The organism is Chryseobacterium gallinarum (genome assembly GCF_001021975.1).
In the GTDB taxonomy this organism is placed as follows: domain Bacteria; phylum Bacteroidota; class Bacteroidia; order Flavobacteriales; family Weeksellaceae; genus Chryseobacterium; species Chryseobacterium gallinarum.
In genome coordinates, this window is sequence record NZ_CP009928.1 from 1,736,039 (window position 1) to 1,755,784 (window position 19,746).

General features: G+C 37.5%; 19 protein-coding genes and 2 tRNA genes. 12 read left to right on the forward strand and 9 right to left on the reverse strand.

What is annotated here, in order from left to right:
• Positions 1 to 42 precede the first annotated feature (42 nt).
• A complete protein-coding gene (locus tag OK18_RS07790; protein WP_053327645.1) occupies positions 43 to 753 on the forward strand; it encodes a glycine-rich domain-containing protein in 711 nt (236 codons plus the stop codon).
• A gap of 441 nt (positions 754 to 1,194) precedes the next feature.
• Here OK18_RS07790 and mnmA read toward each other — a convergent pair whose 3' ends face one another.
• Positions 1,195 to 2,382 carry a tRNA 2-thiouridine(34) synthase MnmA gene (gene mnmA / locus OK18_RS07800; RefSeq protein WP_050021742.1) on the reverse strand — a complete coding sequence of 396 codons (1,188 nt, stop codon included), beginning with the start codon at positions 2,380 to 2,382 and terminating at the stop codon, positions 1,195 to 1,197.
• Between the two features lie 211 nt (positions 2,383 to 2,593).
• Here mnmA and OK18_RS07805 point away from each other — a divergent pair, with 211 nt between their 5' ends.
• Positions 2,594 to 3,124 carry a hypothetical protein gene (locus tag OK18_RS07805; protein ID WP_053329322.1) on the forward strand — a complete coding sequence of 177 codons (531 nt, stop codon included), beginning with the start codon at positions 2,594 to 2,596 and terminating at the stop codon, positions 3,122 to 3,124.
• Positions 3,125 to 3,411: 287 nt separating this feature from the next.
• On the opposite strand, the gene OK18_RS07810 is transcribed toward OK18_RS07805, so the two are convergent.
• A complete protein-coding gene (locus OK18_RS07810) occupies positions 3,412 to 5,949 on the reverse strand; it encodes an ATP-dependent Clp protease ATP-binding subunit (protein WP_053329323.1) in 2,538 nt (845 codons plus the stop codon).
• 151 nt (positions 5,950 to 6,100) lie between these two features.
• On the opposite strand from OK18_RS07810, the gene OK18_RS07815 reads away from it, so the two are divergent.
• The 4 genes from OK18_RS07815 (at position 6,101) to OK18_RS07830 (ending at position 8,915) form a co-directional block, all read left to right on the forward strand.
• Positions 6,101 to 6,325, forward strand: a complete 225-nt coding sequence (locus OK18_RS07815) for a hypothetical protein (RefSeq protein ID WP_053327646.1) — start codon at positions 6,101 to 6,103, stop codon at positions 6,323 to 6,325.
• Entirely contained in the window at positions 6,325 to 7,434 is a 1,110-nt protein-coding gene (locus OK18_RS07820) for a glycosyltransferase (protein WP_053327647.1), read from the forward strand. The genes OK18_RS07815 and OK18_RS07820 overlap by 1 nt, the downstream gene beginning before the upstream one ends.
• Positions 7,435 to 7,521: 87 nt before the next feature.
• The gene (locus tag OK18_RS07825) at positions 7,522 to 7,941 is read left to right on the forward strand and encodes a SufE family protein (protein WP_050021740.1); all 420 of its coding nucleotides are present in this window, start codon (positions 7,522 to 7,524) and stop codon (positions 7,939 to 7,941) included.
• 2 nt (positions 7,942 to 7,943) lie between these two features.
• Entirely contained in the window at positions 7,944 to 8,915 is a 972-nt protein-coding gene (locus OK18_RS07830; protein ID WP_228377707.1) for a glycosyltransferase family 9 protein, read from the forward strand.
• On the opposite strand, the gene OK18_RS07835 is transcribed toward OK18_RS07830, so the two are convergent.
• The 4 genes from OK18_RS07835 to OK18_RS07850 all read right to left on the reverse strand — a co-directional run bounded on the left by OK18_RS07835 (position 8,905) and on the right by OK18_RS07850 (position 11,589).
• Positions 8,905 to 10,026, reverse strand: a complete 1,122-nt coding sequence (locus OK18_RS07835) for a glycosyltransferase (protein WP_053327648.1) — start codon at positions 10,024 to 10,026, stop codon at positions 8,905 to 8,907. The two genes, OK18_RS07830 and OK18_RS07835, sit on opposite strands and share 11 nt — an antisense overlap.
• Positions 10,027 to 10,120: 94 nt before the next feature.
• Positions 10,121 to 10,195: transfer RNA gene (locus OK18_RS07840), tRNA-Val, on the reverse strand.
• Between the two features lie 32 nt (positions 10,196 to 10,227).
• Positions 10,228 to 10,302, reverse strand: a tRNA-Val gene (locus tag OK18_RS07845).
• A 42-nt stretch (positions 10,303 to 10,344) separates the two neighbouring features.
• Positions 10,345 to 11,589 (reverse strand): bifunctional folylpolyglutamate synthase/dihydrofolate synthase, encoded by a 1,245-nt coding sequence (locus tag OK18_RS07850; RefSeq protein WP_053327649.1) that lies wholly within the window; start codon positions 11,587 to 11,589, stop codon positions 10,345 to 10,347.
• Positions 11,590 to 11,685: 96 nt separating this feature from the next.
• On the opposite strand from OK18_RS07850, the gene OK18_RS07855 reads away from it, so the two are divergent.
• Genes OK18_RS07855 through OK18_RS07875 form a run of 5 tightly spaced genes read left to right on the forward strand, consistent with a single transcriptional unit; the run spans position 11,686 to position 15,909 of the window.
• Complete coding sequence (locus OK18_RS07855; protein WP_053327650.1) at positions 11,686 to 13,032, forward strand: TolC family protein; 1,347 nt, start codon at positions 11,686 to 11,688, stop codon at positions 13,030 to 13,032.
• A 1-nt stretch (position 13,033) separates the two neighbouring features.
• Entirely contained in the window at positions 13,034 to 13,624 is a 591-nt protein-coding gene (locus OK18_RS07860) for a SprT-like domain-containing protein (protein WP_053327651.1), read from the forward strand.
• A gap of 2 nt (positions 13,625 to 13,626) precedes the next feature.
• Positions 13,627 to 14,709 carry a mannose-1-phosphate guanylyltransferase gene (locus OK18_RS07865; RefSeq protein ID WP_228377708.1) on the forward strand — a complete coding sequence of 361 codons (1,083 nt, stop codon included), beginning with the start codon at positions 13,627 to 13,629 and terminating at the stop codon, positions 14,707 to 14,709.
• Between the two features lie 32 nt (positions 14,710 to 14,741).
• Positions 14,742 to 15,407 (forward strand): hypothetical protein, encoded by a 666-nt coding sequence (locus tag OK18_RS07870; protein ID WP_053327652.1) that lies wholly within the window; start codon positions 14,742 to 14,744, stop codon positions 15,405 to 15,407.
• Positions 15,376 to 15,909, forward strand: coding sequence for a GNAT family N-acetyltransferase (locus tag OK18_RS07875; RefSeq protein ID WP_053327653.1), 534 nt, complete (start codon positions 15,376 to 15,378; stop codon positions 15,907 to 15,909). Before OK18_RS07870 ends, OK18_RS07875 begins: the two co-directional genes overlap by 32 nt.
• Before the next feature lie 78 nt (positions 15,910 to 15,987).
• Here the strand turns inward: OK18_RS07875 and bcp are convergent, their stop codons facing one another.
• A complete protein-coding gene (gene bcp / locus OK18_RS07880; RefSeq protein WP_053327654.1) occupies positions 15,988 to 16,437 on the reverse strand; it encodes a thioredoxin-dependent thiol peroxidase in 450 nt (149 codons plus the stop codon).
• Positions 16,438 to 16,470: 33 nt separating this feature from the next.
• On the opposite strand from bcp, the gene nth reads away from it, so the two are divergent.
• Positions 16,471 to 17,091: an endonuclease III gene (gene nth, locus OK18_RS07885; protein WP_050021736.1), complete on the forward strand. Its 621-nt coding sequence runs from the start codon at positions 16,471 to 16,473 to the stop codon at positions 17,089 to 17,091.
• A 183-nt stretch (positions 17,092 to 17,274) separates the two neighbouring features.
• Here the strand turns inward: nth and OK18_RS07890 are convergent, their stop codons facing one another.
• Positions 17,275 to 17,721: a DinB family protein gene (locus tag OK18_RS07890; protein ID WP_082129161.1), complete on the reverse strand. Its 447-nt coding sequence runs from the start codon at positions 17,719 to 17,721 to the stop codon at positions 17,275 to 17,277.
• A gap of 114 nt (positions 17,722 to 17,835) precedes the next feature.
• Positions 17,836 to 19,632, reverse strand: coding sequence for a DUF885 domain-containing protein (locus OK18_RS07895; protein WP_053327655.1), 1,797 nt, complete (start codon positions 19,630 to 19,632; stop codon positions 17,836 to 17,838).
• Positions 19,633 to 19,746 lie beyond the last annotated feature (114 nt).

A 19,746-nucleotide genomic window follows, 5' to 3' on the forward strand; every position in this document is an offset into this window, starting at 1 on the left:
TGATTTCAAAAGATATTTGAGTAGAAAATAAATGGTAACACAATGGAAACAAAAATATTTGTAAAAGATCAATCTCTTTGGAACCGGATTCAGGGGTTCTCCTTAGACGCTCCGGATGCTGCTTTTCCTTTTTCAAAGAAGCTGGCCAAAGAAGAAAACTGGAGCCGTGATTTCACAGCAAAAGCGATAGAAGAGTATAAAAAGTTTGTTTATCTCTGCTGTATTCTTCCCAATGGAGCCTCTCCAAGCAAGATCGTAGATAAAGTATGGCATATGCACCTGATCTACACCCAAAATTATTGGGAAGATTTTTGTCCCAATATTTTAAAAAGAAATCTTCACCATCATCCTTCAAAAGGAGGAGTAGAAGATCAATCTAAACATCGGAACTGGTTTATATACACCTTAAAAGCGTATCAGCAAATTTTTTATATGGAAGCACCAAAAGAAATCTGGCTTCAGAATACACCCTATAAAAGAAGCTGGTGGGAAAAATTCAGGATAATTCCGTTATTAGGCATTCTTTTGTTGATGTCATCCTGTCTTGGAGAGATTTTAAGTACAATTACCTCCTTGTTTATTTCACTTATGGTAGCTTTTATTTTTGGTGGGCTGATTGGAATATACCAGGGAAATAATAAACAAGATGATAAAAATGGCGGAAGCTGTGGCGGAAGTAGTTGTAGTGGTGGAAGCAGCTGCGGAGGAGGTTGCGGAGGTGGATGTGGCGGATGCGGGGGTTGTGGTGGATAATCAAGTAAAAATAAAAACTATGAAAAAATTGATCATTCATTTAGTGCCGGGTGTTATTAGCTTTATTTGGCTTTTTTCAAAACACCATACTTTTAATCCGATTACTTTGAAAGGTCCGGACTTTTTACAATTCTATTCAATTCTTTTATTGAGTGTTTATGCCGTAATCCCCCTGTTGAAAATGCTGAGAGAACCTGTTTCAAAAACAGTTTTGTATGGTATAAGCCTGGTTTTTATCTTGGGAATTATAAAGCTGGTGAGGGGATTGATCCTGGGAAAACCAATTGGCTTTTTAGCAATGATATTATTGTTAGAATGTATTGTGGGAATGGTATTTATTCGATCCTGTTTCAAGTATAAAATGAATAAAACAACCCGGAATACAAGATTCCGGATTTGCATATTTGATTTAAGGTTTTTCTGAAGTTTTATCAGAATATATTATGAAATGACACCACTTCCGATAAGCTCTTCGCCGATATACCAGGACGCAAACTGCCCTTCTGCTATAGCAGACTGCGGCTCATCAAATTCCACATAAAAAGCATCTTCAAACTGATAAAGCTTAGCTTTTTGCAAAGGCTGTCTGTATCTGAATCTGGCCATCACATCCATGGACTCGCCGCTTTTAAGCCTCATATCTTCACGTACCCAATGCAGCTCTGAATTGTCAATTTTTAAGGCCTTTTTATAAAGCCCCGGAAAATGACTCCCTTCTCCTACAAAAAGAATATTGTTTTCCATATCTCTGGAAATGATAAAGCAGCTTTCTTTATGCCCCCCGATACCTAATCCTTTACTTTGTCCGATGGTAAAAAACTGGGCTCCCTGATGCTTGCCAATCACTTTTCCATCAGTCTTTTTATATTGGATTTTGGCAGATAAAAACTTAAGCTCTTCTTCTTTAGATGTAAACCCCGGTTTTTCTTCTGAAAATAATGGAGAATCTTTGAAAATTTCTACAATTTCACCCTCATTAGGTTTCAATTGCTGTTGTAAAAACTGAGGCAGGCTTACCTTTCCGATAAAACATAGCCCCTGTGAATCTTTTTTATCGGCGGTTACCAATCCTATTTCTTTAGCAATCTCCCTTACCTGAGGCTTTGTAAGCTCTCCGATAGGAAATAATGCTTTTGAAAGCTGGTCCTGACTCAGCTGGCAAAGAAAATAAGACTGGTCTTTGTTATTGTCTTTTCCCGCCAAAAGATGAAAAATTTCTTTTCCGCTTTCATCAAAAGTAGAATTGACTCTTGCATAATGGCCTGTGGCAACTTTATCAGCACCTAAAGACATAGCTGTCTTCATAAAAACATCGAATTTTACCTCTCTGTTGCATAATACATCAGGATTCGGTGTTCTTCCTTTCTCGTATTCGGCGAACATATAATCAACGATTCTTTCTTTGTAAAGCTCGCTCATATCAATCACCTGAAACGGAATACCCAGCTTCTGGGCAACCATCAGTGCATCATTGCTGTCTTCAATCCAGGGACATTCATCCTCTAAAGTGACCGATGCATCATTCCAGTTTCTCATAAATAAAGCCACTACGTCATGGCCTTGTTGCTGCAGCAAATAAGCTGCAACACTTGAGTCTACACCTCCGGAGAGGCCTACTACTATTTTCATTATTTTCAATTTTACGAAACTCTTAACGGGAGTTCTTAGTTTGACGCGGCAAAAATACAACTAATAAATTCGTAAAAAAACCATATTTTTAAACATTGATAAAAACAATTTTAAATTAAATAACACCATATATGATACTTTTCAACAGCCAGACAGAGATAAAAAAGTGCTGATTGAGGAAGAATCTTTACACAAAATAAAATATTTAAATATGAAAAAGTTTATTATTCCACTGATGTTAATGTTCTTTTCAGGAACAGTTTTTTCCCAGATTTCAGTAGGTACACCAGCCCAGGAAAATAACCGTTGGACTTTCGGAGGAGGAATTGGTTTGGGATTCGGAAGCAACAGCGCTTTTTATCTGCAGGCATCACCGAGGGTAGGATACAGGCTTACCAATGATCTTGAAGGAGGTGTGGTGGGAAGTGTTTCATGGCAGACTTCAGACTATTACAGATCTACGATGTTTGGAATAGGTCCGTTTATCAATTATTATTTTGCCAGATCATTCTATGTCGGGGCCAATCTCCAGCATTATTTTATTAATTATAAAGATAAATACTACGATTATAAATACAACAAGGAAGAAACAGCATTATACCTTGGTGGAGGATATATGCAAAGGATCGGAAATAATTCTTTTATGCAGTTGGGATTAATGTACAATGTTCTCTATAAGGAAAACTCCAGTGTATTTTCAAGTGGACTGATCCCGAATATAGGCTTTGTTGTAGGACTTTAATAGATGCCGGAAGTTACTTTCAGTTATAATACTGACAGTAAACAACAATTTATTTTATTGTAAAGAAGATAAAACAGAGGAATGTTTATTCTTTAGGGTTCATCAGAAATTCCCCATAAAAAACAATAAATTTTATATTATGGTCCATCAATATCAATAGGGGGCGGGCTTTAGCCCGCATAAATCAAATATCCCCATTCCATGGGCTTTAGCCCAAACATAAGAACACCATAAACAAAAAAGCATCGGGAATTCCCGATGCTTTAATCAAAAATTAAATTATTTATTTAAGACTGAGAAGACTTCTCAGCTGCAGATTTCTTGGCTTTCTGTGTTTTTCCGGCTAAACCGTCTTTGGCTTCATTAAGATCAAGAACTACGGTTTCTCCTTCATTCAATTGTTTATTCACCAGCATTTCTGCCAATAAATCCTCAATATATTTCTGGATAGCCCGTTTCAATGGTCTTGCTCCGAAATCTTTATCCCATCCTTTTTCAGAAATAAAGTCTTTGGCTTCTTCAGTCAATTCTACTTTATATCCTAATTTTTCAAGTCTTCCGTACAGCTTATTAAGCTCAATATCAATAATTTTCTTGATATCATCCTGTACAAGAGAGTTGAAGATAATAATATCATCAATTCTGTTCAGGAATTCAGGAGCAAATGCTTTCTTAAGGGCATTTTCAATTGTGCTTCTTGCTCTGTTGTCGGAACTTGATTTCTTAGCTGAAGTTCCGAATCCTACACCATCTCCGAAATCTTTGAGATCTCTTGTTCCGATATTGGAAGTAAGGATAATAATTGTATTTCTAAAGTCGATTTTTCTTCCTAAACTATCTGTAACGTGTCCTTCATCCAAGATCTGCAACAGGATATTGAATACATCAGGGTGAGCTTTTTCAATCTCATCCAACAGAACCACAGCATAAGGTTTTCTTCTTACTGCTTCGGTCAGCTGGCCACCTTCTTCATATCCTACATATCCCGGAGGCGCACCTACTAATCTTGAAACAGCGAATTTTTCCATGTATTCACTCATATCAATTCTGATCAATGCTTCGTCAGAATCAAATAATTCCCTTGCCATTACTTTCGCCAGCTCGGTTTTACCTACCCCGGTTGTCCCCAGGAAGATAAAGGTACCGATAGGACGGTTTGGATCTTTAAGTCCGGCCCTGTTTCTCTGAATGGCTTTTACCACTTTTTTCACAGCATCTTCCTGACCGATCACTTTTCCGTTCAGTTTGCCGTCCATCTGGGCAAGTTTGTCGAGTTCGTTTTTACCTACTTTTGTTACAGGCACCCCGCTCATCATAGAAACCACTTCTGCTACATTTTCTTCCGTTACGGTTTCTTTTTTCTCCTTCACGTCTTTATCCCATTTTTCCTGAGCCGAGTTAAGTTCCATCTGAAGACGTTCTTCCTCATCTTTAAGCTTTCTGGCTTCCAGATAATCCTGGGCTTTTACCGCTTTTTGTTTTAATTCTTTGATGTCTTCGATTTTTTTCTCGAAGTCAATGATTTCCGTAGGGACTTTCATGTTTTTAATGTAAACACGTGATCCTGCTTCATCCATCGCATCAATAGCTTTATCCGGTAAAAAACGGTCTGTTATATATCTTGATGTCAAATTGACACAAGCGGCTATCGCTTCAGGCGTATAAATTACATTGTGATGTTCTTCATACTTGTCTTTGATCTGATTCAAAATCTGAATGGTTTCCTCAATAGAAGTAGGCTCCACCATTACTTTCTGGAATCTTCTTTCTAATGCTCCATCTTTTTCAATATACTGACGGTATTCATCAAGCGTCGTAGCCCCGATGCATTGGATTTCCCCTCTTGCTAAGGCAGGCTTAAACATGTTGGAGGCATCCAAACTTCCTGTGGAACTTCCGGCGCCTACAATGGTATGGAGCTCGTCAATAAATAAGATGACATCCCTGTTCTTTTCCAGCTCAGTCATAATGGCCTTCATTCTTTCTTCAAACTGACCACGATATTTGGTTCCGGCTACTAAACTGGCCAGATCTAAAGTGATCACACGTTTTCCGTAAAGAACCCTGGAGACTTTTTTCTGTTGAATCCTTAATGCCAGTCCTTCTGCAATCGCAGATTTACCAACTCCCGGTTCCCCAATGAGAAGAGGGTTATTTTTCTTTCTTCGTGATAGGATCTGGGAAACCCTCTCAATTTCTTTTTCACGTCCGATTACAGGGTCCAGCTTTCCGTCTCTTGCCAGAGAAGTCAGGTCTCTACCAAAGTTATCCAATGTAGGCGTTTTACTTTTTGCAGAACCTAAATTTCCTGTAGGCTTTCTCATTTGCTCAAATTCTTCTCTCTCATCATCATCATCGTATGCACTCATCTGAGGTGCTTGTCCTGAATTTTTGAGCATAGTCTGATACTCTCTTGAAACACCTTCATAGTCGATGTCATAAGCTCCTAAAATGTTTGAAGTAGGATCCTCATATTTATAAAGAATACCCAAAAGCAAATGAACGGTATTAATTTCATTGCTTTTATATTGCCGGCATTCTAACTCTGCACGTTTAATGGCATGATCTGCCATCTTGGTGAAAGAAATATTAGTAACCTCCTCAGAAATAGGATTAAGACTTGCTGTATTTAGAGTTTCAATTTTTCTTCTGATTTGTGTTAAATCCGCATTAAGGTTTTGAAGGATTTCTTTTGCAGAGTTTTCCGTTTTTATAATACCTAAAAGTAGATGTTCTGTATTGAGAAATTCACTTTTCAGCCTTTTAGCTTCGCTTTTGCTTTGTTTGAACACCTGGCTCAAACCTTGTGAAAACTTATAGTCCATAATATATCTCATTAGAATAAAAGCAACGTTGCTTTTTATTCATTATCTAAATTACAAATATTTTACCAAAAATCAATTAATGACTTTATGGCAGAAAAAATTTTATTATCTTATTGAAAATGATTAAGTTTGTTATCCTTAAAATTTCCCCATGAATCCTGAAATTACTACTTATATTGGATACTCTGCTTCTGTTTTTATCGTACTGAGTTTCATCCTGAAAGATGTAAGAAAAATCAGAGTGGTCAATATGATTGGTTGTATCTGTTTTGTCATTTATGGTTTTTTTAGTGGTCCGTTATGGCCGGTTATCATACCCAACGGGTTGATTTGCTTTATTCAGATGTATCATTTACTGACCGGAAAAAAATCCTGATGAAGAAAAAAATCATTACATCAGCTTTCAGTAATCTGTATACGGATCAGCGCATTGAAAAGGTTTGCAGGACCCTTCATGAAAACGGTTATGAGGTGGAGTTGATAGGAAATGATTGGAAAGGAGCCGAAGAAATGGAACGGCCTTATCCTTTTTCACGAATACATCTGGCTTCAAAAAGCTTAAAGACAGCCTATTTTGAGTTTAATTGGAAGCTTTACCATGTACTCAAAAGAAAAGCAGACCGGAATACCATTCTTCATGCTAATGATGTGGATGCCTTGTTATCAAACTATCTTATCGCCAGAAAGCTGAATATCCCGCTGGTTTTTGACAGCCATGAGATTTTTTCAGAAATGCCTGCCATTCAGGGCAAAATGTCACAAAAGGTGTGGCGGTATGTAGAAGAAAAGATTATTCCCCAGCTACAGTGGATGGTGACAGCCAGTGAAAGTTATGCAAAATGGTTCCGAAAAAAATACGGAATAGACGCTGTGGTGGTTCAGAATGCTCCAAGAAAACTGGATTTTACAATAGAAATTCCTCAAAATTCACCCAGAATATTTTTATACCAGGGAGCCCTTAATCCTTTCCGGGGAATTGATAAAGCCATTATGGCGATGCATTATCTGGAAGGAGTCATTTTTAAAATTGCCGGAGACGGTCCAAGAAAAAAAGAATATGAAGAACTGGTCAACAGGGAAAAGCTTCAGCATAAAGTTCAGTTTCTGGGAAAACTAAAACCCGAGGACTTAAGAAAAATAACCGTGACAGCAGATGTCGGAATGAGCATAGAAGAGAACGGGGGAGATAGCTATCTTTATTCATTGCCCAATAAGGTATTGGACTGTATCCAGTCAAGGGTTCCTTTAATTTTGTCTGATCTTCCCGAATTGCGAAATATTAAAAATCAGTTTGACATAGGAGAAATCATTAAAAATCATCATCCTGAAAATATTGCGGAAGCAGTAAAAAAGGTTTTGGAGAAAGGAAGAAAAAATTATCAGCTGGAGCTTGAAAAAGCATCCAAAGTGCTGTGTTGGGAAAATGAAGAAATACAATTATTAAAAGTTTTTCAAAAAGCAGGTTTGGCTACAGGCTTCAGGTAACAGGTTAATATCTGAAATAGCTTACTGCCTGAATCTTATCGCCTAAAGCATAATTTCTTATCTTTGCACAAAGAAATTTGATTTAAAATGACCATTAAGGAAAAACAGCAGGAAATAATCGAAGAATTCGCATTTCTTGAAGATTGGGAGCAGAAATATGAGTATATCATAGATCTTGGCAAGGAATTAAAAGGACTTTCGGATGATAAGAAGACAGAAGAAAACCTGATTAAAGGCTGCCAGAGCAAAGTATGGATTGATGCTGAATTTAAAGATGGAAAGCTTTTCTTTAATGCAGATTCTGACGGAATTCTTCCAAAGGGAATCGTTTCTCTTTTGGTGAGCATTTACAGCGGGCATTCTACACAGGAAATTTTAGATTCAGATTTTGAGTTTATTTCAGAAATAGGTCTTCAGGAGTTTCTTTCTCCTTCCAGGGCAAACGGATTAATGGCCATGACCAAGCAGATTAAATTTTACGCAGTCGCTTATCAGCTGAAATCGTAATTGTGACCAGAATTTTAGCATATCGTTTTTCTGCTTTTGGAGACGTTGCCATGACAGCTCCGGTTTTCAGAGAATTCCTGGAACAAAACCCAGATGTAGAAATTGTAATGGTTTCCAGAAAAAATTTTGAAGCCTTATTTGCTGGTATTCCGAATCTTATATTTAAAGGAATCAATTTAGATGACTATAAAGGACTTTTTGGATTAAACAGGTTGAGTAACGAACTGATCCGAGAATTCAACCCCGATTTTATCGCTAATCTTCATGATGTAATCCGTACCAAGGTATTGGACAGGATTTATAAAAGGAAAGGACTTAAGGTCTTCAAAATTGATAAAGGAAAGGAAGAAAAGGAACATCTTACCGATGTATGGAACTTAAATAAGGTTCAATTAAAAAAAACCGTTGAGCGGTACGCTGATGTTTTTCGGAAAATGGGCTTTAAAGTAGAATTGTCTCATCAGCTAAGGCCGGCTTCCACAGCGAAGTCCGGAATTGGCTTTGCTCCGTTTGCCCAGCATAAAGGGAAAATGCTTCCTCTGGAAAAATCATACGAGCTGGCCAGGCTTTTGGCACAAAAACACACTGTTTATTTTTTCGGAGGTGGAAAAAAGGAAACCGAAACTCTTGAAAAGTGGGAAGAACAGATTCCCAACACCAAAAGCCTCTCAGGGAAACTGAGCCTTTCGGAAGAACTGAATAAAATTTCAGAACTGGAGCTGATGATTTCAATGGATTCTGCTAATATGCATCTTGCCAGTCTGATGGGGACAAGATGTATATCTGTATGGGGAGCTACACATCCTTATGCGGGGTTTCTGGGCTTTGGTCAGAGCGAAAATGATGTGGTTCAGGTCAATGATCTTACCTGCAGACCCTGTTCTGTTTTTGGGGATAAAGAATGTTATCGCGGAGATTGGGCCTGTCTGGAAGAGCTTGATATCCGTAAAATAATAAAAGTTGTTAATCTTTAAAAATACTGTTGACCATTGCTTCTGCTTTAGCATGATCAGAATGATTCTTTTCTAAAACCATCTTTCTGGTTTCATTTTCATTGTAATCGCTTGTTGCGGTAGTTATAATATGTTGCCTTATTTCCTCTGTTGTTATTCCCATAAGGCATAGCCGGATCAGAGAGCTGTCGTCAGTAATATTCTGATTGATAATGACAAATCTGCTGTTATAAAGGGCATTGAAAAGCTTGACTTTTGTTCCGGACTGCTGGTATGAGAGTAAAATATTGGCATGTGCATTTTCAAAAAGCCGGTGAAGGGATTCGTCGGTTTCTATAGGAACCAGATCGATGTTTTTAATACGGTTTATTTTCTTTTTAATTTCATCAGGAGCCCGGTCGGACGCCACGATGAGGTTGTATTCAGGTAGGCTTTCAAACAGGCTGATCGTTTCATTTAATGCCTTTTTGTTGTCTGATATACTCAGATCCCCATGAAAAAGGAAATACGCTCCCTTTTTATCCAGGAATTTTACTATACGGTTACCATGGAAAATATGGATAAGGCTTGCGTTATTTGAATAAGCGAGAGTCTCCCGGCATTCTTTTTCCGAAAGACAGAATATCGTTTTAAATTCTTTCAAACGCTTCTTTTGGTATCCTTTGTATTTTAAAGCTTCAATTCTGTAAACGATCTTTTTTAAAAGGTTTTTTTCGGAAGAAGACAGGCCTTTATAATATTCAGTTTCGTTATTGTGAAGCCGGAGGAACAATTGATGTTCTTTCTGCTTTAATTGGTCGATAATTTTCGTCGTCTGCAGTCCTTCAAAAAGGATAGGTGCTTTGAATTTTTCAAGATTTTTGAGCAATGTCTCTGAATTTCTTATTGCTGCAGCGAAGGGCACGGGTGAAAAATAAAGAAAAGGGTTTCTCTTTTTTTTATAAAAGAAAATATTTTCTGTACTATCCCGAACTTCCGGATCAATTTTTTCAGGGATATGATCCACAAAACAATGAAGATGTATTTTTACTCCCAGATCTGATAATGCCTTAATCTTATAATATACATCAATAATGCCACCATAAGACGGCGGATAAGGATAATTGAACGATATAATGTGAAGCTCCTTCAAAAGCTGGTAATATGGATGTTAAGAGCTGTAAAGGTAATGAATATTGAGAGGAATAAAAAACAAAAAAATCTCCCAGAAATCTGAGAGATCTTTGTGGGTCCTGAGGGATTCGAACCCCCGACCCTCTGGGTGTAAACCAGATGCTCTGAACCAACTGAGCTAAGAACCCGAATTTTTTTGAAAGGTTTCGTTCCTTTTCTGTGGGTCCTGAGGGATTCGAACCCCCGACCCTCTGGGTGTAAACCAGATGCTCTGAACCAACTGAGCTAAGAACCCTCTAGACTTGTTCTCTTGTTTAGAGTGGTGCAAATATACGACTTATTCATTAATCTCCAAATTTTTTTCTAAAAATTCTCCCACTACAAAGTTACTTCCGCCAATAAAAATCATTTCGTTATCTGTACATCGTTCTTTTGCAGCCAGATACGCTTCCTGTACGGAATCAAAAATTTTATAAAAAATTTTAGCTTCACGGAGAAGGTTTTCATAATCTTCAGGATGCCTTCCCCTGTTGATAGATGGTTTAGCAAAATAAAACTCGGAATTGTCAGGAAGTAAAGCCATGACTTCATCTATTTTCTTATCGTTGACGAAGCCTAAAATAATATGTTTGTGCTTATCTATAGAATTTAACTGTGAAAAAACCTGCTCCAATCCGGCCTGATTATGCCCCGTATCACAAATAGTAAGCGGATTTTTTGAGAACTCAAACCAGCGGCCAATGAATCCTGTATTGTGATGAACATTTAATAATCCATTGGCTACGTCCTGTTCTGAAATAGTAACATTCAACTTTCTGAGTTCTTCTACCATAGCCAGGACAACACGAATATTTTTCTGCTGGTAATTCCCTTTCAGATCAGAAGTAAGGTCTGTCTGGATAAGGGTTGCATCAATAAACGGAGCATTTTCCTCTATAGCTTTTTTTATGATAATGTCTTTTACCGGTTTATTTTCATCGCCTGAGATAACAGGGGTGTTCTTTTTAATAATTCCTGCTTTTTCCCATGCAATTTCTTCAATAGTGTTTCCCAGGATATTCTGATGATCCAGCTGAACATTGGTAATCGCCGAAATAAGAGGTTTAATGATATTGGTAGAATCCAGTCTTCCTCCTAATCCTACTTCAATAATGGCAAAGTCTACCTGCTGTTGCATAAAGTATTCAAAAGCCATGATAGTAGTAAATTCAAAAAAAGACGGACGGATATCTTCGGGCAGCTTTTTAAGCTTTTGAATAAAATCAAAAACAAATTCTTTATTACAGTTTTTTCCATTGACTTTGATCCGTTCTGTAAAGTCAATAAGGTGAGGAGAATTGTATAGCCCTACTTTATAGCCCGCTTCCTGAAGTACAGACGCCAGCATATTGCTTGAAGAGCCTTTTCCATTAGTCCCGCCGATGTGGACGCATTTGATCTTTTCCTGGGGATTTCCAAAGAGCTCACAAAGCCGGATAATATTAACAAGTCCCGGTTTGTATGCTTTTTGCCCGTCTATCTGATAATTGGGCATTTGTACAAAGAGCCAGTCTATGGATTCCTGATATTGTTCGTTTGTCATGATGCAAAATTCCCAAAAGTTTTTTTAAAATAAAATATAATTTTTGAATCTGTAACTTTTTTATATTTAATTCGTCTAATATGGAAAAATCTTAATATGAAAAAAGTTTGGATTATCGTTTTTGGATTAGGTTGTTTGGGACTGAACGCCCAAAAGAAATGGTCCTTAAAAGAATGTGTAAGCTATGCAGTGGAGCATAATCTTCAGGTTATCCAAAATCAGTATACCAAAAAATCTCAGGATCTCAATCTTAAAATGGCCAGAAATGAATATCTGCCTTCAGTATCAGCGAGTATGACAAACACAGTAAGTTTTGGACAGACTTCATTTGGTACCGGAAGTTTAAGGAATGACAGATTTAGTAACAGCACCAATTTAGGGGCTGATATTGTCATTTATAACAATGGGAGACTGGACAAGAATATCAGAAAAGTTCAGTTTGATGTTGAAGCAAGTCAGTATGATATTGAAACCATTAAAAATGATATTTCTCTTCAGATTGCCCAGCAATACCTTACGGCTCTTTTAAATAAAGAAATTGTTAAGATTTCTCAAAGTGCTGTAGAAAACGCACAAAAACAATATGACAGAGCAAAAATAACGACCCAGGTAGGTACTACGGCCCAAACGGTTCTGGCAGAAGCGGAAGCAGCACTGGCAAGGGAAAAACAAAATCTTAAAACAGCGGAAGTAAATGTAGGAAGGGCTTTGTTTGCCATTGCCCAGCTCTTACAATTGTCAGATTATAAAGACTTTGATGTAGAAGATGTAAACGTACCGGATACACTGGAAACGCAGCTAAGATCAGCAGATGAAATATTGGCAACTGCTTTTGAAATCCAGCCACAGATCAAAGCGGCAGAAAGCAGGATCAAGTCCGCAGAAGCTCAGACTGAAGTAACAAAAACATCATTCTGGCCTACACTTTCGGCCAGTATAGGAGTAGGAAGTTTTTACAATAATCTTTTGAACACCAATACTACAGGATATGATATAACGGGAAGGCCTGTAAATGAAAGAGGCTTTTTCCAGCAATACAGTGATAACTTTGGTCAGCAGGGCGGGCTTACCCTAAGGGTGCCTATCTTCAACAAGGGAAATACAAAACTTCAGGTAGAGCAGTCCAAAATCAATGAAAGCGCAGCCAAAATCACTCTGGAACAACAGAAACAAACCATAAGACAAAATGTGCAGAAAGCCCAGTTTGACGCTGATGCCAATTATGAAACCTACTTATCAGCAGTAGAAGCAGAAAAAAGTTCAAAGCTGGCTCTTGATTTTGCGGACAAAAGCTATGCTGCCGGAAGAACTACCATATATGACGTTAATATTGCCAGAAATAATTATGCAAATGCACAGGGATCAGTAGCACAGGCAAAATATAATTATCTTTTTAGTCTTAAACTATTGAATTTCTATGCAGGAATTCCATTAAGTTTGTAAAATGTCTATCCAATCATTAGAAAAATATTTGCCCCAAAACACACTTCAATATTTAAGAGTTTGGTTTTCAGATTATTATATACATATAAAAGTTACAAGGAACAGAAATTCCAAACTGGGAGACTATAGAAAGCTCCCGGACAATTCTCATGAAATTACGGTAAATTCAACCCTTACCCCGCAGCTTTTTTTCTTTGTGCTGACTCACGAGCTGGCTCACCTGATTGCCTTTGAAAGATATGGGAGAAGAATTTCTCCACATGGTAATGAATGGAAAGTAACTTTTAGAAATATGCTTCTGGAAAGCCTGGAAGTGTATGATGAAGATCTGAAACCGATTATTGTAAAGTTTTCAAAATCACCTAAAGCAAACTTTATGGCCAGTCCTGATCTTGTAAGATATTTTCACACTGAAAAACAAGATGATAGCCTGTTGTTTATTGAAGAGCTTGAAAAAGGTGAATTTTTTATATATCGTAATGAAAAGTATTTATTAGAAGGTCTGGTGAAAAAAAACTATCTTTGTAAGAACCTGGCTACGGGAAGGAAGTATTCTTTTAAGCCTTTAGCAAGGGTAGAAAAATGTAGCTAAGAATGTTAAAATCAGATAGATACTGTGTGATAATGGCGGGAGGGATCGGAAGCCGGTTCTGGCCAATGAGTACGCAAAAGTTTCCCAAACAGTTTCAGGATATTTTAGGAGTGGGACGTACAATGATTCAGCAAACTTATGACAGAATCAGCAAGGTTATTCCAAAAGAACAAATATTTGTGATTACGAATAAGGAATATGTGGCGCTTTCACATCAGCAGCTTCCTGAAGTCCCTGAAGAAAACATTGTAGGGGAGCCCCTGATGAAAAATACGGCAGCCTGCAATCTGTATATGGCGAACAAAATCGCCGAAATTAATCCTGATGCTACAATGATTGTGCTTCCTGCAGATCATTTGATACTTAAAGAAGATGTTTTTTTAGAAAAAGTGGAGCTTGCTTTTGAGCTAGCATCAAAGCATGATTATCTGGTAACACTGGGAATTACGCCTACAAGGCCTGATACCGGCTACGGATATATTCAGTTTGTAGAAAAAAAAGGATCGGAATATTTTAAAGTAAAAACATTTACGGAAAAACCCATTCTTGAAATTGCCCAAAGCTTTTTAGAAAGTGGTGATTTTCTTTGGAATGCAGGAATATTTGTATGGAATGTTAAAAGCATTCACCATGCTTTCGAACTCTATCTTCCAGAGATGATGCAGCATTTTATGGCGTGCGAATATAATTCCGAAAAGGAGAACAGCTGTATCGAAACAATTTACCCGAAAGTACAGAAAATTTCTATTGATAACGGAATTCTGGAAAAGGCGAAAAATGTATATGTTATTCCGTCAGACCTGGGCTGGAGTGATCTGGGAACCTGGACCTCTGTATATGAGAATACTGAGAAGGATGAAAACGGGAATGCCGTGAAACTAAAGCATTTACTGACCTATAATGCAAAGGGAAACGTTATCCGTCTGAAAAACAATAATAAAGCTGTCATTATTGATGGTCTTGAAAATTATATCATTGTAGACACGGATAAGGCACTTCTGATTTGTCCCCGGGACAATGATCAGCTGATCAAAGATTATGTTCTTGATTTAAAAAGTTTCAAAAAAGGGGAAAAATTTATGTAAAAAATATGGTATATTTCAACTGATTTTAAATTATGATGAACATTACCACCCGACTTACAATTTTCGCATTGGCATTTTTAGGATTTCTGGGATATTCTCAGGAGAAGAAAAAGTTTTCAAGTATTCATGGTATCTTACAACAGATAGATCCGGACAGTAAAATTAATTCCTGGGTGCTGGTGTACAATAGCTATGGAAAAGGACAGGAAATCAAGGTTTCCGGAGATAAACTCAGCTATGTTCCACAATTTTCCGGGTTTAACCTGTTTCCCAATGAAGACAGTTTTTATTATATCGTTTACTCCTCAGCAGGAAAAACAGGATATATTACTAATACAGAAGAGCTGAAGACTTTTGTAGGAAAAATAGATAACGCTCAGGAGGCAGCAGTTGTTTTAGCGGCTGAAGGATATATGGTGGATGAAGAATTTAAAGATCTTGCCGGGAACTACCATGAAGACCGCTCAAATTATTATTTGGATCTGGGAAAACTAACGTCAAAGGAATGCCCTTATCAGAAAACACATTATACTTTAACGGTAAACAAAGCTACAGGAGAAGTGTCCAATGTGAAAAACAATGGAACTTATATTGAGCTATACAATAAAAAATGTGCTAATAATCCTAGACTTCTGAAAATCGAGAAAAAAGAAGAACCCAAGAAAGATGAGCCTAAAAATACAGCCAAACGCAGATAAAATTTACGAAACAGAGCGATTAATCATTCGCCCGATGTCTTTAGAAGATAAAGAACTTATTTTTAGACTGTATAACAGTCCGAAATTCATTCAATACATTGGTGACCGTAATATCAAGAGCGTGGAGGATGCAGAAAATTATATTAAAAACAGATTTCTTCCTCAATTTGAAAAACTTGGGTTTGGAAATTATCTTGTTATGACCAAAGAAGGAAATGAAAAAATCGGAGGAGTAGGTATTTTTGAAAGGGAAGGCCTGGATATTATGGATATAGGGTATTCCCTGCTGGAAGAATTTGAGGGTAAAGGATATGCCTATGAGGCCGCCCAAAAAGTAAAATCAATAGGAATGGAGGAATTTGGATTAACTAAAATATCTGCTATTATTTCAAAAGATAATCTTTCTTCTCAGAAGCTGATCGAAAAACTAGGACTTGTTTTTAAAAAGCATGTAACTCTTCCTGGTGAAAATGAAGAACTTAACTACTACGAAACAGAGTAGATCTTTAAAGACAAATCCGTCAATAACACAACTTATAGTAATTGTGGCGTTATTGGCGGATGTTATTTATAAACAATATTAACCTTCCAGAATTTGTTCTGCCGCTGTTTTTGAAGTCACTTTTTCAATAACCCTGGTGCAAATACCGTTTTCATCAAAAATAAAAGTGGTTCTTACGATTCCCATATAGGTTTTTCCAAAAGTCTTCTTTTCCTGCCATACCCCGAATTTTTCAATGATATCACGGTTTTCATCAGCAATAAGGTCATAAGGGAATGCAAATTTACTGTGGAAATTTTTCTGTTTTTTCACAGAGTCTCCACTTACTCCCAATAGTTGAAATCCGGCTTTCTTCAGGGCTGTATAGTTGTCACTCAGATTGCATGCTTCCACTGTACATGTTGGAGTATTGGCTTGAGGGTAAAAGAAAACAACAAGCTTTTTTCCGATAAGTTTTGATGAGGTTACTGTTTTTCCGTCTTGATTGATTCCTTCAAATTCAGGTAATTTGTCTCCAACTTTCAACATAAAGATTTAATTTTGTCCAAATTTACGGGTAAAATGACAAAAAAGCAAAGAGCCGAGCTCGTTCAGAGAGAACTGGATAAATTGTATCCCACCACACCTATTCCTTTAGACCATACTGATCCTTATACCTTAATGGTAGCAGTGGCGCTTTCTGCACAGACTACAGACAAAAAGGTAAATGAAGTCACACCTCATCTTTTTGAAGTGGCCGGAACTCCCCAAAGGATGGCCAGGCTGGAAGAATATCAGATCAAAGAACTGATTAAAGAAATAGGACTCTCCAATACCAAGGCAAAAAATCTGAAAAGAATGGCTGAGCTTTTATTGGAAAGGCATAATGGAGTGGTTCCCCAGACCTATGAAGAATTGGAAGCGCTCCCGGGAGTAGGGCACAAAACAGCATCAGTGGTAATGAGCCAGGGCTTCGGATTTCCTGCATTTCCGGTGGATACCCATATCCATCGCCTGATGACACAGTGGAAACTTACCTCAGGAAAAAATGTGGTGGAAACGGAGCGTGATGCTAAAAAACTATTTCCGGAGGAAGTATGGAATAAGCTCCACCTTCAGATTATTTTCTACGGAAGAGAGTATTCTCCGGCAAGAGGAAAAGGAGAAAAGGATTTTATTACGAAAATGTTATTTGAAAAGTAGTTTATATCGTTAACGAATTGCTCGCCAAGACTTTGTGAAATAGGGTTAAATAGTGCATAAAGACCTTTCGTTCAGTGGAAAAACTTTCTTAACTGGATGAAATGCCCCATGAACCTAAAAAATAAAACGCAACGGAAATAATATTATGTTCGTTGCGTTTATTTATTGACTGTAATTTATAGCTCAGACGTCTAACAACCTTCTGTGATAATTGATCTGTCCCAGATGATAATTCAGATGACCGATAAGATGAATCAGGAAATACTCTGCGGTCATTTTGTAACCTAAAGGCTCAAGAGGATATTCTTTTTTAAGATCTTCTTCAGATAACCCGCTTAATACGGTGCTTACCATTGTAATTGTTGACTGCACTTGTTCTACAAGTTCAGCCTTTGGAATATTTTTTAATGAAAACTCCAGGTCCCGCTGTCTTACATAATCTGTATTTCCGAGTACTCTGCCAATAAAATGGTTAAGGTTTCCAACCAGGTGAAGGCATAAATTTCCTGCAGAATTGGCGATATCTTTATCGGTCTTCCAGAGGTTTTCTTCATTTTGATAGGCTTCGATCTCTGTCTTTAATTTATTTAAATCCCTGCTATAAAGAGATTTCAGGCTTTCTGTAATCATGTTTTTGTTGTGTTATGGTTTTACAATATTCCTGGTATTTGTTATGATGAGATATCACACAATTATTTGTAAAAGATAAAAAAAAGATGGGATTGCTGTAATCCCATCTTTTTTTTATTTCTGTTTCTTGGCCCAAAGCTCCATCTTCCGGTTCAGAATATCCAGTGGAAGACATCCCTGGCTCAATACTTCATCATGAAAACTGGCCAGACTAAACCTGGCTCCCAGCTCTTTCTGATATTTTTCTCTCAATTCACGGATTCTTAAAGAGCCTATTTTGTAGCCTAAGGCCTGCCCAGGCATAGCCATATATCTTTCCACTTCTGCCGTTGCAGCTCCTTCATCATAGGAAATATTACTCAGGAAGTATTTAATAGCTTCCTCTCTGCTCATTTTTCCTGTGTGCAAGCCGGTGTCCACTACCAGTCTTACCGCTCTTAGCATCTGGTCGCTTAAATATCCCATTTTCTGATAAGGATCTGTATATAACCCAAACTCAGGTCCTAAAGTCTCACAATAATGGGCCCAGCCTTCTCCGTATGCTCCAAACCATCCGAATCTCATAAACTTGGGAAGGCGGGTATTCTCCTGCTGCAGAGAAACCTGATAATGGTGCCCCGGTATTGCCTCATGAAGAAAAAGAGACTCCATTCCCGAAGTTACATTAAACTTTGTAGGGTCCGGAAGCGGAACATAAAAAATACCAGCTCTTTTTCCGTCAGGAGTTCCCGGAATATATTCTGCACTGGCGCTGGCTTCCCTGAATTTTTCTGTTTGCCTGATTTCAAATTTTGTTTTTGGTGTCACATTAAACATGGTTTTCAGCTTCGGAGTAATCTTGGCCAGAATACCGTTAAACCCTGCTAAAACTTCTTTGGCGCTCTTATAGGTCATTGCTTTTGGATCGGTTTTCACAAAAGTGATAAACTCTTCCAGCGTTCCGGTAAAACCTACCTGTTGTTTTACTTTTTCCATTTCTGCACGCAGCATAGCCACTTGCTGCTGGCCAATCTTATTGATCTCCTCAGGTGATTTTTTAGTGGTAGTCCAGGTTTTTACATAATAGCTATATATTTCATTTCCATTGGGAAGGCTGTTGTAGCCGTCGGTATCTCTGGCTTTTGGCAGGTATTCTTTTTCAAGAAAAGTCCCCATTTTGGTGTAGGCAGGAATAATTTTTTTCGTGATAGCATCCTTATACAAAGCTGAAAATTTATCTTTCTGAGCCTGGGTAAAGTTTTTTGGAAAATTTCTTACCGGTCCGTAGAAAATATTTTTCTCCATATCGGCAGTGGTGATTTCCTCGGCTTTCATCTGAGGAATCATTTTGATAACCAGTTTTTTGGGAAGCACTATTTTATTGTTGATTCCTTCACGGAAATTATCTGTAGCGGCATTCATCCATTCCGGGAATTTTTCCATTCTTTTCAGCCAGTCATTATAATCTTTCTCAGTTTTAAAAGGCTGGCTTCCTTCTCCGCTCCCATACAAAGGAAAGGTGAGCGGAAGTCCTCCGAATTGGGTAAAAGGAATGTACTCAGGATGATAGACATACGCTTCAATTTTGTCTTTTAAAGTATAGTCCAATACATCATAAACTACTTTGTCCTCATCAGAAAGAGCTTTATAATCAACGTGTTCCAGCTGTTTCTGCACAGAGTTATAGAACGCTATTTCTCCTGAGATGAAATCTTTATCAATATTGATAGGAAGCTGGTCATTGTATCTCGTATCTCCCTGAGATGTAGCATCTAAAGGATATAGTTTAAGGTACTGCTCATAATAATTGGAAGCAATGGAATCCAGGTTACTGGGAGTCACTTTTGTAAGGGGAGAATCAGATTTTTTGCATGAAGCAAGGCTGATCATCAATCCTAATCCTAAAATACTTTTTGATAAGATGTTTTTCATATTCAGAATCTTTATGAAACAAAAGTAAGTAATATTGGGTGATTCAGACTCATTATACAATTTGATTTTAAAAAATAATTTTCAAAATCCTTTTCACTTTGAATCAATTTTTTA

Excerpts from the sequence above, each read along its gene's own strand:
- nth (WP_050021736.1), top strand. The coding sequence starts at position 16,471 with ATGACAAAAAAGCAAAGAGCCGAGCTCGTTCAGAGAGAACTGGATAAA.
- OK18_RS07865 (WP_228377708.1), top strand. The coding sequence starts at position 13,627 with ATGTTAAAATCAGATAGATACTGTGTGATAATGGCGGGAGGGATCGGA.
- OK18_RS07820 (WP_053327647.1), top strand. The coding sequence starts at position 6,325 with ATGAAGAAAAAAATCATTACATCAGCTTTCAGTAATCTGTATACGGAT.
- OK18_RS07860 (WP_053327651.1), top strand. The coding sequence starts at position 13,034 with ATGTCTATCCAATCATTAGAAAAATATTTGCCCCAAAACACACTTCAA.
- OK18_RS07825 (WP_050021740.1), top strand. The coding sequence starts at position 7,522 with ATGACCATTAAGGAAAAACAGCAGGAAATAATCGAAGAATTCGCATTT.
- OK18_RS07790 (WP_053327645.1), top strand. The coding sequence starts at position 43 with ATGGAAACAAAAATATTTGTAAAAGATCAATCTCTTTGGAACCGGATT.
- bcp (WP_053327654.1), bottom strand. The coding sequence starts at position 16,437 with ATGTTGAAAGTTGGAGACAAATTACCTGAATTTGAAGGAATCAATCAA.
- OK18_RS07805 (WP_053329322.1), top strand. The coding sequence starts at position 2,594 with ATGAAAAAGTTTATTATTCCACTGATGTTAATGTTCTTTTCAGGAACA.
- OK18_RS07815 (WP_053327646.1), top strand. The coding sequence starts at position 6,101 with ATGAATCCTGAAATTACTACTTATATTGGATACTCTGCTTCTGTTTTT.
- OK18_RS07890 (WP_082129161.1), bottom strand. The coding sequence starts at position 17,721 with ATGATTACAGAAAGCCTGAAATCTCTTTATAGCAGGGATTTAAATAAA.
- OK18_RS07850 (WP_053327649.1), bottom strand. The coding sequence starts at position 11,589 with ATGACAAACGAACAATATCAGGAATCCATAGACTGGCTCTTTGTACAA.
- OK18_RS07810 (WP_053329323.1), bottom strand. The coding sequence starts at position 5,949 with ATGGACTATAAGTTTTCACAAGGTTTGAGCCAGGTGTTCAAACAAAGC.
- OK18_RS07870 (WP_053327652.1), top strand. The coding sequence starts at position 14,742 with ATGATGAACATTACCACCCGACTTACAATTTTCGCATTGGCATTTTTA.
- OK18_RS07875 (WP_053327653.1), top strand. The coding sequence starts at position 15,376 with ATGAGCCTAAAAATACAGCCAAACGCAGATAAAATTTACGAAACAGAG.
- mnmA (WP_050021742.1), bottom strand. The coding sequence starts at position 2,382 with ATGAAAATAGTAGTAGGCCTCTCCGGAGGTGTAGACTCAAGTGTTGCA.
- OK18_RS07855 (WP_053327650.1), top strand. The coding sequence starts at position 11,686 with ATGAAAAAAGTTTGGATTATCGTTTTTGGATTAGGTTGTTTGGGACTG.
- OK18_RS07895 (WP_053327655.1), bottom strand. The coding sequence starts at position 19,632 with ATGAAAAACATCTTATCAAAAAGTATTTTAGGATTAGGATTGATGATC.